This window comes from Candidatus Devosia phytovorans (genome assembly GCA_029202405.1).
Classification (GTDB): domain Bacteria; phylum Pseudomonadota; class Alphaproteobacteria; order Rhizobiales; family Devosiaceae; genus Devosia; species Devosia phytovorans.
Genome location: CP119312.1, coordinates 932,763 through 948,959 on the forward strand (window position 1 = coordinate 932,763; position 16,197 = coordinate 948,959).

Below are 16,197 nucleotides of genomic sequence, written 5' to 3' on the forward strand. Positions count from 1 at the left end.
AATTCCAAGGGCCCGCAGCGATGCGGGCTTTTTTGTTTTGTCTGAAGGCTCAGCGGGATAACCTGCGTTAATATTCCGGTAACCCCACACTTCTTGTCTTGCTTCCGTCAAACTCGGCCATCCATATGGTGGCCGGGCATAAAAGGGAGGGCGATATGAAGCTGGTGGTCGCGATGCTGCGCCGGGTGGGTCTGGCGCTGGTTCTTGCTGCGGGCGTGACAAGCGCCATGGCGCAGGATCACAAGATCACCCTGCTGGAAAATACCGACCTTCCTGGCGCCGATTATTCCATCCTCAAAGATAGTGACCTCGACGCCTGCACGGCCGCCTGTGTCGAAGACAATATCTGCCGCGCCTTCACCTTCAATCCTCAGGCCAACTGGTGTTTCCTCAAGGGTGCGGCCGGAGAGGAGGCGCAGTTCGATGGCGCAACATCCGGCCGCGTGAGCCGCGCGCCGTCCGCCGCTGTGATCGACGCCACGCGTCAGGCCGAGCTGCCTTTCCCGGCGCAAGACATCATCGATTCCGCCAAGCGCTTCGTTACCGATCTGCCGCTGACCGATGCGCCGCCGCCCAAGGTGACCTATGCGGGTCTGGTCGAATCGGCCGACGAGGCCATGGCCGAGGACAATGTCGTCTCCGCCATGGTCGCCTGGCGCCAGGCGCTGGCCATCAATCCCAATGATCGTGCCGTCTGGCAGGCGCTGGCCCAGGCTGCGCTCAGCCGCGCCGAAGTGGTGCAGGGGCAGTCCGAAGGCGACAATAGCTATGATCTCGCCCTGACCGCACAATCGTCGGCGATGAATGCCTTCCTGCGCTCCACCGAGCGCGCTGACCGTGCCGATGCTTTGGCGGCGCTGGCCAATGCGCTGGAATTCCGCGAGATGTGGCGCGAGTCGATCGCGACCTACCGGCTCAGCCTTGATCTGGCGCCCAATGACTATGTCGAAGACCATCTGGCAGAGGTCGTCGCCCAGCATGGCTTCCGCATCACCGAACATGTGGTGGACGCCGATGCGGCTTCGCCGCGCATCTGCGCTGTCTTCTCCGATCCGCTGCCGCTGGGCAGCAATGATATTTCCGCCTTCGTGGTGGTGGCCGATACGCCGCAGGCCTCGGTCGAGGCTGAGCAGCAGCAGATTTGCGTGGAAGGCCTGGCCCACGGCAGCCGCTATGACATCCGCTTCCGCGCCGGCCTCAAGTCCGCCGATGGCGAAAGCCTTTCCAAGGATGTGGTGCTCGACGTCTATGTGCCTGATCGCGCGCCCTTCGTCGGCTTTGCCAACAATGCCTATGTCATGCCAGCCGGTCTCGGCGGCGGGCTGCCGATCACTTCAGTCAATGCCGAAACCGCCGATGTCATGATCTATCGCATTGGTGACCGGTCGATTGCGACCGCCGTGCGCGATGGCATTTTCCAGGGCAATCTTTCCCAGTATGGCGCCGAAGACATTGCCGACCGCGTCGGCGAAGAGGTGTGGACCGGCGAAGTGGATCTGGCCCGTGGCGATGCCAATGCGCTGACCACGACCGCCGTCCCGGTGGCTGACGCCATCGGCCAGTTGCAGCCGGGTGCCTATGTCATCACCGCCCGCATTTCCGAGAGCGACGATGAATATTGGTCTGATCTCGCCACCCAATGGTTCATCGTCACCGATCTGGGCCTGACCACCATTGAGGGCGACGATGGCGTGCATGTCTTCGTGCGCAGCCTGACCGATGCGCAGCCGATTGCCGATACGACCGTGCGCCTCGTTGCCAAGAACAATGAAATCCTCGGCGAAGCCGTGACCGATGCCGATGGCCGTGCCGTGTTTGCGCCGGGTCTGGCGCGCGGTACCGGGGGCAGGGCGCCGCAATTGCTGGTCGCTGAGACCGATGATGGCGACTATGCCTTTCTCGATCTATCCCGTCCCGCCTTTGATCTGACCGATCGCGGCGTCGAGGGTCGCCCGTCGCCGGGACCGCTCGATGTGTTTGCCACCACCGAACGCGGTGTCTATCGCCCGGGCGAGACGGTCTATCTCACCGCCATGCTGCGCGACGAGCGCGCCAATGCGGTCAAGGGGCTGAAACTCACCCTTGAAGTCGAACGCCCGGATGGCGTGGTCGCCACCCGACAGGTGCTGGATGACGAAGGCGCCGGCGGCTATTTCGCCGCCCTGCCCATGGTCAGCGAGGCCATGCGCGGCTCCTGGACGGCGCGGCTTTATGCCGATCCCAAGGCCGAGGCCCTGTCGAGCACGAGTTTCCTCGTGGAAGATTTCGAGCCCGAGCGCCTGGCCTTCGAGGTCAGTGCCGCCGAAGGTCCGATCGAGACCGGTGTCGCGACCGAAGTCGATGTCGCGGCGAAATATCTCTATGGCGCCACAGCGCCGGGCCTTGCCGTGGAGGCCGATGCCATCGTCCGTCCCTCGTCCAGCCTTGCCGATTTCCCCGGCTACAGCTTCGGCCGGCTGGATGACTCCGTCGAAACCACCCGCGAGCCTTTGGGCGTCGTCGGCACGACCGATGACGCGGGCAATGCCGTGGCCGAAGTCGTGGTGCCCGAGCCCTATGTGACGACCAGGCCGCTCGAGGCGCAGCTGCTGCTGCGTCTCGTCGACAGCAACGGCCGCAGCATCGAGCGCAGCATCAGCCGTCCGGTCCTGGCCAGCACCGACCGCCTCGGCATCAAGCCGGTGTTTGCCGATGCCATGGGCCTCAGCGAAGGCAGCGAGGCGCAGTTCGATATCGTCGCCGTCTCGCCCGAGGGCGAAGCCGTGGCCAAGTCCGGCATCGACTGGACCATTTCCCGCGTCGAGACCAATTACCAGTGGTATCGCAGCGGCTCGACCTGGCAGTGGGAAGGCATCACCACCACCCGCGAAGTGGCGACCGGTACGGCGGAAACGCCCGAGGGTGGTCCAGTCCAGATCGGCGCCAATGTTGATTGGGGCCTGTATCGCGTCGAGGTGTCGAGCGGCGACACCTCATCGAGCTATGAATTCTATGCCGGCTATTATTATGCCGATGCCGGATCGGACACGCCCGATACATTGCAGGTTGCGCTGGACAAGCCGGCCTACAAGGTCGGTGACACCGCCAATCTCAAGCTCGATCCGCAGTTTGCTGGCACGGCGCTGGTCATGGTGATCGACAATCGCGTCATCGCCATGCAGGCGGTGGACGTGCCCGAAGGCGGCACCACCGTGCCGCTGGAGGTGACCGAGGAATGGGGCCCCGGCGCCTATGTGACGGCGGTGCTCTATCGACCATCCGATGCCGGCGAAAAGCGCATGCCGTCGCGGGCACTTGGCCTGGCCTTTGCCGATGTCGATCCGGGCGATCGCCAGCTCGATGTGAACATGGATCTGCCCAAGGAGACGCTGCCGCGCCAGAGCTTTACCACCACGGTCAAGCTGGGCAATGTCGCTGCCGGCGAAAAGGCCTATGTGGCCGTCGCCGCGGTTGACCTTGGCATTCTCAATCTCACCAATTTCAAGGTGCCGGATCCGGACAGCTGGTATTTTGGCCAGCGTCAGCTCGGCATGGATATCCGCGATCTTTATGGCTCGCTGATCGATCCGACCCAGGGCATGGCCGGCGCCATGCGCTCGGGCGGCGATGGCGGAAGCTCGCGCACCGGCACGCCACCGGCGACCTCGGTGCTGGTCGCGCTCCATTCCGGCATTGTCGAAGTGGATGCGGACGGTGAGGCCACGGTCACCTTCGACATGCCCGATTTCTCCGGCACGGTCCGCGTCATGACCATGGCCTGGACGGAGTCTGCCGTGGGCCATGCCTCGGCCGACGTGATCGTGCGCGATCCGGTCGTGGTCACGCTCAGCCCGCCGCGCTTCCTGCGTGTGGGTGACGAGTCGCGGCTGCTGGTCGAGATCAACAATGTCGCCGGCGCTGCCGGCAGCTATGGCATCACGCTCAATACCGGCGAGGGCATTGCGACGCCCGAGGAGAGCGGCGATGTCGAGCTGGGCGAGGGCGATCGAACCACGCTCAATCTGGCGCTCAATGGCATGCAGATCGGCGACTGGCCGGTGGTGCTGACCATCCGGGCACCCGATGGCACCGAACAGAAGAAGGAACTGCTGCTCGGCGTCCGGCCGATCAGCGCGCCCGTCACCACGGCGCGCCTGCTGCCGATCAAGGCCGGCGAAAGCGTCACCGTTGGCGGTGAGTTCTTCGAGAGCTACATAGCCAATACCGGCCAGATGACCCTGGCCATTGGTCCGCTGGCGCGGCTCGACGTGCCGGGGCTGCTGCTCTCGCTCGATCGCTACCCTTATGGTTGTGCCGAGCAGACCTCCAGCCGTGCCCTGCCGCTGCTCTATCTCAACGACGTGGCCAAGATGATTGGCCTCGGCGGGGACGAAGAGCTCAACGACACGGTGACCAAGGCCATTGCCACGACCTTGTCCAAGCAGACTTCGGGTGGCGGTTTCGGTCTCTGGGGACCGTTCGATGGCGGCGATCTGTGGCTCGACGGCTTCGTCACCGACTTCCTGCTGCGCGCCAAGGCAGCCGGCTACACGGTGCCCGAACAGGCCATGACCATGGCGCTCGACAACCTCTCCAACCAGTTGTCCTATGCGTCGGACTTCGACAATGGCGGGGAAGACGTGGCCTATGCGCTCTATGACCTGGCCCGTGCCGGCCGCGTCTCGATGGGCGACCTGCGCTACTATCACGAGGCGCGCCTCTCGGCCTTCGGCTCGCCGCTGGCCCAGGCCCAGCTTGGTGCAGCCCTCTCGCTCTATGGCGATCCGGGTCGGGCCAAGTCGGCCTTCGAAGCGGCCGTTGCCGGTCTATCCGAGCCCGAAAAACGCAATCGTAGCGACTATGGTACGAAGCTGCGCGATACGGCGGGTGTGCTGGCGCTGGCGGCCGAGTTCAAGCCAGACGGCGTAAACCTGACTGCCTTGACCACCCAACTGGCCAAGCTGCGCGATCGCAAGACCTATACGTCGACGCAGGAAGACAGCTGGACGCTGCTGGCTGCGGCGGCGCTCGGCCAGGCGTCGACCGATGGTTCGATCACGCTCAATGGCGAGGCCCTGTCGGGTCAGGTCTATCAGAGCTACGAGCAGACGGACTTTGCCCCTGTCGAGATCGCCAATACCGGCGCAAGCGATACCGAGGCCAAGGTGACGGTCTCGGGCTATCCATCCGTGGCGCCGGACGAGACCAGCAATGGCTTCACCCTGATCCGAGAGTTTTTCAAGCCTGACGGCACGCCGGTCGATATCGAGATCGATCCGATTGCGCAGAACGATCGCTTCGTCGTGGTCCTGACGGTGCGCCCGGGGCAGATGGGCTCGGGTCAATATGTGGTGGCCGATCCGCTGCCGGCGGGCTTCGAGATCGAAAATCCCGATCTGTCGGCCGGCGGTGGCGTGGCGGACTTCAGCTGGCTGCAGCTCGATAGCGCCAACCATGTGGAATCGCGCACCGATCAATATGTCGCGGCCTTCCGCTACTATTCGGACGAGGGCAGCTTCCAGACCGCCTATCTGGTTCGCGCCGTAACGCCTGGCACATTCGTGCTGCCGGGTACTACGGTTGAGGACATGTACCGGCCGGAATACCGGGCCAATACGGCGGCGGGCACGATCGTGGTTTCTTCGACTGGACCATGAGTGCAGCGCAGAACGGCCCGCAAATTCGGTGTCACCCCGGCCTTGAGCCGGGGCCCATCCTGAGATCGCAGGATGGATCCCGGCTCAAGGCCGGGATGACATCGTGGGTGGGGCACCATGCGGGCTGAGCCGACCGAAAGCATGGACAAGGGCGGGCGATGGACACGCTGGCTGACCATCACCGGCTTCAGCCTGTTCGTTCTGACCTGCGCCGGCGCCATCCAGCTCAATTCCATGCTGATCGGCATGGCGCAGAGCCTGCCGCCGACGCCCGATGTGGCGACGCTGCCGGTCTCGGTGGCCGTGTCCGACCGCAACGGGCAATTGCTGCGGCCGTTCACGACCAGAGATGGACGCTGGCGGCTACCGGTCGAGCAGAGCGCGGTCGATCCGCGTTTCATCGACATGCTCATCGCCTATGAGGATCGCAATTTCGCAACGCATGACGGCATCGCCTGGTCGTCGATGGCGCGTGCGGCAGGCCAGTTCGTCGGAGCAGGGGGACGGGTCGTTTCGGGTGGATCCACCCTCACGATGCAGGTGGCCCGGCTCATCGAAGGCGAGCCGACGCGGAACCTCTGGGGCAAGGTTCGGCAGATGGTCCATGCGGACCGGCTGGACCATGAGTTCAGCAAGGACCAGATCCTCGACCTCTACCTGACTCTCGCCCCCTATGGCGGCAATATCGAAGGGGTTCGTGCGGCAAGCCTTGCCTATTTCGGCAAGGAGCCTGCGCGATTGACCACGGCCGAGGCGGCGCTGCTTGTGGCCCTGCCGCAGAGTCCCGAGGCGCGGCGACCCGATCGTGATCCGCAGGCGGCCCAGCGCAGCCGCGACATGGTGCTCGACCGCCTCGTCGCCCTGGGCGCGCTGCCCGAGGAAGAGGCCGCTGCTGCCAAGCATGAGCCGGTGCCGCAGGCGCGTCGCGCCTTTCCGATGCTGGCCCCGCATATGGCGCAGCAGGCGGTCAAGGCGCAGCCCGAGGCGCGGAGCGTCGAGCTCACGATCGACCGGCGGTTGCAGGAGGCGCTGGAGCGCCTTGCCACCGGTCGGGCGCGCATACTCGATCCAAAAGTTTCCGTCGCCATCGTCGCCGCCGATATCCATACCGGCGAAGTGCTGGCCTCCATCGGTTCGGCCGGGCTTTTTGCCACCCAGAGCGCCGGCTTTGTCGACATGACCTCGGCGATCCGTTCTCCGGGGTCCACGCTCAAGCCGCTGATCTATGGCCTTGCCTTCGAACAGGGGCTCGCCCATCCGCAGAGCCTGATCGAGGATCGGCCGACCGCCTTCGGTGCCTATGTGCCGGTCAATTTCGACGGCTTCAATCGCGGCACGGTCACCATTCACGACGCGCTGACGGAGTCGCTCAACATTCCCGCCGTGGTCGTGCTCGATGCCGTGGGGCCGGCCAAGCTGGTGTCGCGCATCCGACGCGCCCATGCCGACCCGCGGCTGCCGGTGAATACGGCGCCAAGTCTGGCGGTCGGTCTGGGGGGCGTCGGGATCACTCTGCGCGATCTGGTGTCGGTCTATGCCGCCATCGGCAATGGCGGGGTGCCGGTCAATCTGCATGACGGGATCAGACCGCAAGAAGTCGTCCAGCATGCTGCGCCGGTGCTGGATCCGGTGGCGGCCTGGTATGTTTCCGACATTCTCGCCGACGTCCCGCCGCCCCTGAACGGTTCGCCCGGTCGTGTGGCCTACAAGACCGGCACGTCCTATGGCTATCGCGACGCCTGGGCCATTGGATTTGACGGCAATACCGTCATCGGCGTCTGGGTGGGGCGGCCCGATGGCGCCCCGGTTCCGGGCCTTGCCGGTATTACTGGCGCCGCGCCCATTCTGTTCGAAGCCTTTGACCGCCTCGGCAATCGCAAGGCGCCACTGCCGCGTGCGCCAAGCGGCGTGGTCTTTGCGTCCAACGCCGAATTGCCCAGTCCGCTCAAGCGTTTCCGCCATCCTGACGAAGATCTCGTCGCCCGCGATGCCGCGCCGGAAATCGCCTTTCCGGGTGATGGCGTCGATGTTGACCTGGGGCTCGGCACCGGCTCGTTGTCGCCGCTGATGGTCAAAGTCCGCAACGGTGTGCCGCCCTTCACCTATTTCGCCAATGGCGCACCGATCGGTCGTCCCGAATTTGCCCGTCAGAGCAGCTGGAATCCTGACGGGCCGGGCTATGTGACGCTGTCGGTGGTCGATGCGGCAGGGCGGGGCGATACGGTCACGGTGTTTCTCAATTAGGTCGCGTTTTCGAACCGCAAAACCGGTTCCCACTTTTGCTGAAAACGCTTTGGCTAGAAGCCGAAGACCGTGGTGATGCTGGACTGGCCGTTGCCATACTGGGCGCATTGGCCCTGGCTGTTCTTGCCGAACTGGAACAGGCCGCAGTTGTTGCCATTGCCATATTGCTGGACCTGACCCTGGTGGCCATTGCCCTCCTGGACGATCAGGCCATTGTTGCCATAGCCGTTCTGGTTGAAGCCGGCGGCATTGTTGTTGCCGTTCTGGCTGACATTGGCGCCTTTGGACGACAGGCCCTTGACCAGCGAATAGATCTGGAGACCCGCGCCTAGCGCCTGCTGATGCTCGGCCTTGCTCGGCAAATAGCTGAAGCTGAACTGGCCGCCGGCCATGGCAGGGGCAGACAGGGTTGCGGTGGCGATCAGGGCTGCGGTGATAGTCTTGGCGAATTTCATGGCGGGTCTCCCTTGGGGAATTGATTCAAAGCTGGCGGACAAGGTCCTGGCTGCAATCGTATTTCTTGCCGTTTGCCGTGAGTTCGAAGGTCACGGTGCTGCGGGCGCCGGCAGTGACGGTGACGCTGGCGAGCGTGGTCTGTTCATTGGCCCTGGCGACGAATTCGCCGCTCTGGCTGATGTTGGATGAGCCGCCATTGCTGGCGCTCTGGATGGTCAGGCGATATTCGCCGCTGACCGCCTTGGGGCTCAGGATCGTTGCCTGCAGCTGCTGCATGCCGCCCTGGCTGGTCCGGACAATGCCGCATTCGACACCGCTGCTCGCGGTGCCCGAATTGGCCATGCCGGCGGTGGCGGCGATTGCGGCGAGGATGAGGCCCAGTGCGACGGTGCCGGTGCGGGTCGAGATGCTCATGGGAGGCTCCTCTTGGGTTCGGCTTCAGGGGCAGGCCTGGACGAAGGCAGTGACATTGCCCGAGCCGCCCTGGATGACATTGGCGCTGCAGCCATTGCCGGTATGGACGCCGGCGGTGATGTTGCCATTGCCGTCCTGGGTAATGATGGCGTTGTGGTTGTTGCCGAACTGACCGACGCCGGCGGCATTGTTCCAGCCGTTCTGGTTGGTCTGGGCATTGTTCCACTTGCCCTGCTGGCCGACGGCACCGACGTTATTGCCGCCATTCTGCTTGCCGGTGGCGCTGTTCCACTTGCCGGTCTGGTGCACGCCGAACTTGTTGTACCAGCCGTTCTGCTGGCCGCCGGCCTGGTTGCCCCAGCCATACTGGTTGACGAAGACATCGTTGGACAGAACCGGGGCTGCCATGGCGCTGATGGCGAGAGCGGCGACGGCGGTGATGATGAGCGGGCGGATCATTTGTGTCTCTCCTGTCTCGGCGGCGCCTCCCTCTGGAACGCTTCTTGCCGATGACACGAGAATTAGCCCCCCGATTTGGAACGGCGCCTGAAATGGCGGTTCAGTTTGCGTTCATCGAGAGAGTAATGGTCCGGGTGATGCCGATGGCCTCCAGAAAATCGGCATCGTGGCTCACCACCAGCAGGGCGCCATCGTAGCTGCGCAGACCCGTCTCGACCTGTTCCACGGCGTGGATGTCGAGGTGATTGGTCGGCTCGTCGAGGATGAGCAGTTGCGGCGGGTGATTGCCGCCGATGGTGCAGGCAAGGCCGGCGCGCAGCATTTCGCCGCCGCTCAAGGTGCCCGCCAATTGCAGGGCCGCATCGGCGCGGAACATGAAGCGGGCAGCGCCGCGCGACCGGTGTTCTCGTCGGCATCGGGATTGAGTGCGCGGAAATTGTCGCGGATGGAGAGGGTTGGATCGAGCAGGCTAACGCTCTGGTCGAGCATGGCGTGGGGCACGAGGATTTTCGCCGCACCATGGGTCGGGGCAAGCTCGCCGATCAGCAGGCGGAGCAGGGTGGTCTTGCCCGAGCCGTTGGGTCCGGTGATGGCGACGCGTTCGGGGCCGGTGATCTGCAGCGAGAGGTTGGGGATGATGGGATTGGCCTCGTCGGGGCCACCGGTTAGGCCATCGGCCTGCAGCACGGTGCGGCCTGCGGGGAGACTGGTCGGCGTTAGCGTGACCGACAGGGGCGTCAGAATTTCGATCTTTGCCCGGGCCTCGCTGGCGACCTCCGCGGCGTCGCTGCGCAGGCGGTTGGCGAGGCGGGTGTTGCCGGCGCTGGTGTTTTCGGCGTTTTCCTTCATGCCGCCGAGCATGATCTTGGGAATGTCACCCCTCTGCGCCTTGCGCTTGCCGGCGCCGTCCTTGCGCGCCTTCTTTTCGGCGACAGCCTGGATCTTGCGGTCGATTTCGGCGACCTTGCGGGTCGCGGTGGTCAGGTCGTGTTCGGCCGAGGCGAGTTCGAGGGCCTTGCGCTCGGCATAGACATCCCAATTGCCGCCATAGGTTTTGGCGCCCAGCGTGGTCAGCTCGACGATGGCGTCCATTTCGCGCAGCAGGGCGCGGTCGTGGCTGACGACGATTGCCGCACCGCGCCAGGAATGCAGCAGATCGACCACGGCCTGGCGGCCGTCGGCGTCGAGATTGTTGGTCGGCTCGTCGAGGAGGATGATGTCGGGTTCGGCGAGGATCAGCCGGGCGAGGGCGAGCCGGGTGCGCTGGCCGCCGCTGAGGGCGGTGAGGGGTCGGCTGGTCTCGTAAACCGGCAGGCCGACCTGTTTCAGCGCGGTCTCAATGCGGCCGGGCAGGGTCCAGTCGGCCTCGCCGGCGTCGTCGAGTGAGCCGGTGCCCTGTTCGAGCCGGTCAAGGCGGGCAAGCTGTTCGGTGATGCCGAGATGGTCGGCAATCGTGTCATGCGCCTGCACCTGCACGGACTGCTCCAGCCTGCCGATGGAACCGGTGATGGTAACCGATCCGTAGGCAGGGGGCACAAGCCCGGCGATGATGTTGAGCAGGGTGGATTTTCCCGTGCCGTTGCGACCGATCAGGCCCGTTCGGCTGGGGCCGAAGGACAGGTCGAGGTCGGTGAAAAGCGGGTGGTTATCGGGCGTCGAATGGGAAAGCTGGTGCAGCGTGATGGAGGCAGGCATGGGGGGATTCCGGATGAGCGATGCGGGTGATGGCGTCGATCACGTTGGAATCCATTGAGTACCGTCCGGTCTGTGCTGCGGATGCGCCTGAAAATAGGCGCATCCGCCGATGTGTCAACCCGGCTAGGCCAAGTAGCGGTTTTTGAGATGGCTCTTGAAGAAGTCGGCGTTGAGGGGTTCGCCGGTGGCGCGGGTAATCAGATCCGGCGTCGACCAGCGCGAGGCCTGGCTCCAGATATTGTCGGCACGCCACTGGTTGATGCCGGTGAAGTCGCCCTTGCGGATATCGTCGCGCAGGCCCGGCTGCGCCTTTTCCAGGGCAGCCCATTGCTGGGCGGCGATCATGGCGCCGAGGGTATAGCTGGGGAAATAGCCGAAGGCGCCGCCGGGCCAGTGGACGTCCTGCATCGGGCCGTCCTTGGGGTCGTTGATGGTGGAAATGCCCAGATATTCGGTCATCCTGGCGTCCCAGGCCTCGGGGATCTGGCTGGCTTCGAGCTTGCCATTGACCAGATCCTGTTCGAGCTCGTAGCGCAGGATGACATGGAGCGGATAGGTGACCTCGTCAGCATCGACGCGGATATAGCCGCGTTGCACGAAGTTCACTTCGTTGAGGATGTCATGGATGTCCCAGCCGGGAATGGCGTCTTCGCCGAGATGCTGATGCACCAGCGGCAGGGCGAATTCCCAGAATTCAGGGCTGCGCGAGAGCTGCATCTCGACGAAAAGGCTCTGGCTTTCGTGAATGCCCATGCCGCGCGCCTTGCCCAGCGGCCAGTGCGACCAGTCCTTGGGCAGGCCCTGTTCGTAGAGCGCGTGGCCGGTTTCATGCAGCACGCCCATGAGAGACGACAGGAATTCATCGGTGCGATAACGCGTCGTCATGCGCACATCGGTGGGCACGCCGCCGCAGAAGGGGTGATGCGAGACCGCCAGCGAGCCATGGGTGAAATCGAAGCCGACGGCGCGCATGGCGGCAAGGCCCAGCTCGCGCTGCTTTTCGATCGGATAGGGGCCGTTGAGCGTCTTGCGCGGGCGTTTGGCCAAGCGGCGGTCCTGGGCGTCTAGTGCCTCGGGGACGAAGCCCTTGAGGAAACTCTTGAGATCATCGAAGACCACGTCGAGTTCGGCCGTGCGATTGCCGGGATCGTATTGATCCATCAGCGCGTCATAGGGCGCGAGCTTGAGCGCATCGGCGCGGAGCTGGGCCTCCTCGCGGACGAGTGACACGACGCCTTCGAGGGCGGGCAGGAAGCTGTCCCAGTCGCCCTTGGCGCGCAGGTCGCGCCAGAGCTGTTCGGAGCGCATGGTGGCGGCGGTGCGGCGCTGCACGAATTCGGTCGGCAGGCAGGTGGCGTTGATATACTGGCGCTTGAACTCGGCCAGGGCGAGTTGCTGGTCCTCGCTCTCGGGCTGCGCCGCCTCGAGCCAATCGGCGATTTCGGGGGCGGTGGCCTGCTCGTGATACATGCCGGCGAGGTTGGACATGGCCTCGGCCCGCTTGTCGCCACCGCCAACTGCCATATGGGTCGCCTCGTCGGCACCCAGGATGGACAACGCATGTTCCAGCGCTTCAAGTTTGCGGCCAAGGGCGTCGAGTTTTTCGAATGACATGCAGGAGCTCCGGAATAGGTGGGAGATGTGTTCCACAGCGGGGCGGCGGGAGCAAGGTGCGGCGCCGGCGCAAAAGGGAAGAGGCGCAGCCGGGGGACTGCGCCTCTGGAAGGCCGTTTCTTTCTGGAGCCGGCCGGGCGAAAGCCTTCTGGCTTGCCGGGCCTCGCCACACCATTGGGGGAATGTGTGGCGAGGAAACTGGTGGGTGGACGTCGCTCTAGAACGGCAGGATCGCGTCCATGGCCTGCTGGCCGTAGCGGGGCTGCTGGACGTCGGTGATCTGGCCGCGGCCGCCGTAGGAGATGCGTGCTTCGGCGATCTTGGAGGAGAGGACCGTGTTGTTGGCCTGGATGTCGGAGGGGCGCACGATGCCGGCGACGATCATGTCGCGGACCTCGAAATTGACGCGTACTTCCTGGCGGCCCTCGATGACCAGGTTGCCATTGGGCAGGACCTGGGTGACGACGGCGCCGATCGAGGTTTCGAGGCTTTCCGAGCGGTTGACCGAGCCATTGCCGCTGTTGCTGGTCGAGGACGAGATTTCGAGGGCGGTTTCCGGGTCGATGGCGCCCTGGCTCACGCCTTCCACGACCGAGCCGAAAATGCCGCCCAGGCCACCGGCATTGGAGGCGCTGCGGCCCGACTGGGTGGTGTTGGCAATCTTGGCGCTGTCGTTGATGGTCACCAGAATGGTGACGATGTCGCCGATGCGGTGGGCGCGCTCATCCTTGAAGAAGCCGCGCGCGGAGGTCCGATACAAGGAATTGGGCTGGTAGGTGTCCGCGATGGCTGCCGGCATGGGCATGTTGATGGGCTGGTAGCCCGCCGTGGTGGTGGGATCGGTGATGGCAGTCAGCGGCGGGGCCGTGCCGATACTGGCCAGCTTGTCCGTGGTGGCGCAGCCGGTCATGGCGGCGGCGAGGGTCAGGAGGGTTGCGAGCTTGACGAGGTTCATTGTGTTCTCCTGAACGTTCAGAGGCCGGCCAGGGCGAGTGGGTCGTTGCCGACTTCCACTGCGCCGGGGGCGATTGCGGTGGCGCTGATGACGCGCTTGGACATAAGGTTGAGCACCTGGACCGGTGCGCCCTGGGCGGCACTGGTCACGGCCTGGCCTTTGACGCTGAGTGTCATCAGGCCCTTGCGGAAATAGATGGTGACGGCATCGTTTTTGGCGATGGTGGCCGGGACGGAAACATCGCTGGGGCGCAGCATCATGCCCTGGCGGCTCTGGCGGGTCAGCGTCTTGCCGATCACGTCCTCGAAGCGGACGGTGCCTTGGTTCTCGACATATTTGAGCGGCACGGGGCGCATCTCGATATTGTCGGCGGCGAGCAGGGCGCCGGCGGGCAGGGTGGTGGTGATATGGGGGGCCTCGACCATCAGCTCGATCGTGCCCGAGACATCGACCGGCTCCGCCTTGCCGGCGATCGAGAAGCGGGCGGTGAAGGCGCCATTGCCGGGCAGGTAGCGCAGCGAGATGACGCTGACCGGATTGGCCACGTCCTCGGCATTGACCGGAGTGAAGGCAGGGGTGAAGAGCGTATCGAGGCTCATGTCGCCGGTGACGATGCCGCGGGCGGTGAGATCCTGGGTGATCAGGTCGTTGAGGGCGGCCTCATCGACCACGGCTGCCGTGCGGGTGACGCGGATGGCGGTGACGCCGGCAGCGTCGAACTGGGCGAGGCCGATGCGGGTCATGGCGGCGGTGACATCGGCCAGGGGAACCTGGCCGCTGGTGCCGGGCTGGGGCGAGCGGAAGAGGGCTGTCTCGGCCTGGGTGCCGGCGTCTTCGAACATGTCGCCGACGGTGACGAGCGGCGCGGATACCATGATGTCGCTGCGCAGCACAGGGGCGGCAAAGGCGGTGTTGGCCAGGAGCAGCGTCGAGAGGGTTGCGAGGGCGGAACGAAGTTTCATCTATCGGGCTCCTATCAGCGCAGCTGGCTCGTGGCCTGCATCATCTCGTCGGCGCCCGAGATGACGCGAGCGTTCATCTCGTAGGCGCGCTGGGCGGCGATGAGGTCGGCGATTTCGGTGACGGAATTGACGTTGGAAAGTTCGAGGTAGCCCTGCAGCAGGTTGCCGATGCCATCGGCAGTGGGAACGCCGACCTGGGCAGGACCCGAGGCGGCAGTTTCGAGGAAGAGGTTGTCGCCCAGCGATTCCAGGCCCGACTTGTTGACGAAACGCGCCATCTGCAGCTGGCCTAGGACGGTCGAGGCCGCATCGCCATCGAGGGTGGCGCTGACCGTGCCATCGGGGCCGATGGAGACTTCGGACGCCGTGCCGGGAATGGTGATGCCCGGGTCGATCTGGTAGCCGGTCGAGGTGACGATCTCGCCTTCTGCCGAGCGCTCGAAAGAGCCGTCGCGGGTATAGGCGGTGCGGCCGTCGGGCATCTGCACCATGAAGAAGCCTTCGCCGCGGATGGCCACGTCGAGCTCGCGCTCGGTCATGTTGACGCCGCCCTGGCTCATCACGCGCGGGGTGGAGACGGTGCGCACACCGGCGCCGATCTCGAGGCCGGCGGGAACCATGGTGCCCTGGTCGGAGGTCGAGGCGCCGGCGCGGGTCACCTGCTGGTAGAGCAGGTCTTCAAATTCCGCACGCTGGCGCTTGAAGCCGGTGGTGCGCATGTTGGCGATATTGTTGGAAATGACTTCGACGTTGCGTTCCTGCGCGCTCATGCCGGTCGATGCGATGTAGAGGGCTTTCATGGCATGTACTCCGGATTACACGTTGGCCTGGCCGAGCGTCTGGATGGCGCTGCGGCGCAGCTCATCCTGCTTCTGGGCGAGGTTGGCAGCGGACTCGTAGGCACGGGTCACGCGGATCATTTCGGCCATCTCGGCGACACCCGAGACGTTGGACTTTTCGATGAATCCCTGCATGGTGCGGCTGTTGACCGCGACCTGAGGCTCGCCACCGGCCCAGAGGTTGCTGCCCTCGCGGGTCAGGGTCTCGGGATTGGCGAATTCGACCACGCGCAGGCGACCCTTCTGGCCGGCGCTGGAGCTGATCGAGCCATCGGTGCCGATCAGGATGCCGGTTTCGTCGGGGCCGAACTGGATCGGGCCGCCGTCGCCGAGCACGGGATTGCCGGATGCGTCGACCAGGGTGCCGGTGGCGCTGAGCTGGAAATTGCCGGCCTTGGTCCAGCGTTCGCCGGCGGGGGTCTCCACGGCAAAGAAGCCGTCGCCATTGAGGGCGACGTCGAGGTCGCTGCCGGTCTGCACCATGGCGCCGCCGGAAAGATCGTGGATGGTCGCCCAGTCCTGCACATAGGAAAGCGGCTGGTCCATGCGGGGGAAGTCCTGGTCGCGGGCGACCGGCATGACATATTCTTCAAACAGGATCTGCTCGCTCTTGAAGCCGGATGTGTTGATGTTGGCCATGTTGTTGGCCAGCACGTCCATCTGCCTCTGGAGTCCCATCTGACGGCTGAGGCCGATCAGTTGTGCATTTTCGATCATTGCTGATCCCCGGAAAGTTAACATCCCCGAGACCCTTGCGTCCCCACGCCCTGGCCTCGCCCTTAACATTGCGAAAACCATGCCAATTCGGATTTTTGAATAAAATCATATGGATAGCATTTTACGAGGGTTAGGCCTGCCGGGTTATAGTTTCCGCATCCGGCAAAACCTGCCCGGCAAAAATTGCCGGTTGAAGTGGTTTTGTA

General features: G+C 64.5%; 10 protein-coding genes and 1 pseudogene. 2 read left to right on the plus strand and 9 right to left on the minus strand.

Features of this window, described 5'->3' with window-relative positions:
* The first annotated feature begins 155 nt into the window (after positions 1-155).
* Together P0Y65_04595 and pbpC are read left to right on the plus strand one after the other, a co-directional pair.
* Positions 156-5,636: an alpha-2-macroglobulin family protein gene (locus P0Y65_04595; GenBank protein WEK05541.1), complete on the plus strand. Its 5,481-nt coding sequence runs from the start codon at positions 156-158 to the stop codon at positions 5,634-5,636.
* Positions 5,637-5,753: 117 nt separating this feature from the next.
* Entirely contained in the window at positions 5,754-7,880 is a 2,127-nt protein-coding gene (gene pbpC / locus P0Y65_04600; protein ID WEK05542.1) for a penicillin-binding protein 1C, read from the plus strand.
* 53 nt (positions 7,881-7,933) lie between these two features.
* On the opposite strand, the gene P0Y65_04605 is transcribed toward pbpC, so the two are convergent.
* The 9 genes and pseudogenes from P0Y65_04605 to flgF all read right to left on the minus strand — a co-directional run bounded on the left by P0Y65_04605 (position 7,934) and on the right by flgF (position 15,988).
* Positions 7,934-8,335: a curlin gene (locus tag P0Y65_04605; GenBank protein WEK05543.1), complete on the minus strand. Its 402-nt coding sequence runs from the start codon at positions 8,333-8,335 to the stop codon at positions 7,934-7,936.
* 25 nt (positions 8,336-8,360) lie between these two features.
* Entirely contained in the window at positions 8,361-8,750 is a 390-nt protein-coding gene (csgH, locus tag P0Y65_04610) for a curli-like amyloid fiber formation chaperone CsgH (GenBank protein WEK05544.1), read from the minus strand.
* A gap of 24 nt (positions 8,751-8,774) precedes the next feature.
* On the minus strand, positions 8,775-9,209 hold the full coding sequence (locus P0Y65_04615; GenBank protein ID WEK05545.1) for a curlin: 435 nt from the start codon (positions 9,207-9,209) through the stop codon (positions 8,775-8,777).
* A 100-nt stretch (positions 9,210-9,309) separates the two neighbouring features.
* Positions 9,310-10,904 (minus strand): annotated as a pseudogene (locus P0Y65_04620) (ABC-F family ATP-binding cassette domain-containing protein).
* Positions 10,905-11,027: 123 nt separating this feature from the next.
* Entirely contained in the window at positions 11,028-12,518 is a 1,491-nt protein-coding gene (locus P0Y65_04625; GenBank protein ID WEK05546.1) for a carboxypeptidase M32, read from the minus strand.
* 217 nt (positions 12,519-12,735) lie between these two features.
* On the minus strand, positions 12,736-13,473 hold the full coding sequence (gene flgH, locus P0Y65_04630) for a flagellar basal body L-ring protein FlgH (protein ID WEK05547.1): 738 nt from the start codon (positions 13,471-13,473) through the stop codon (positions 12,736-12,738).
* Positions 13,474-13,490: 17 nt separating this feature from the next.
* Positions 13,491-14,435 carry a flagellar basal body P-ring formation chaperone FlgA gene (gene flgA, locus P0Y65_04635; protein ID WEK05548.1) on the minus strand — a complete coding sequence of 315 codons (945 nt, stop codon included), beginning with the start codon at positions 14,433-14,435 and terminating at the stop codon, positions 13,491-13,493.
* A gap of 14 nt (positions 14,436-14,449) precedes the next feature.
* Complete coding sequence (flgG, locus tag P0Y65_04640) at positions 14,450-15,235, minus strand: flagellar basal-body rod protein FlgG (GenBank protein WEK05549.1); 786 nt, start codon at positions 15,233-15,235, stop codon at positions 14,450-14,452.
* A gap of 15 nt (positions 15,236-15,250) precedes the next feature.
* Complete coding sequence (flgF, locus tag P0Y65_04645) at positions 15,251-15,988, minus strand: flagellar basal-body rod protein FlgF (GenBank protein WEK06729.1); 738 nt, start codon at positions 15,986-15,988, stop codon at positions 15,251-15,253.
* Positions 15,989-16,197: the final 209 nt, after the last annotated feature.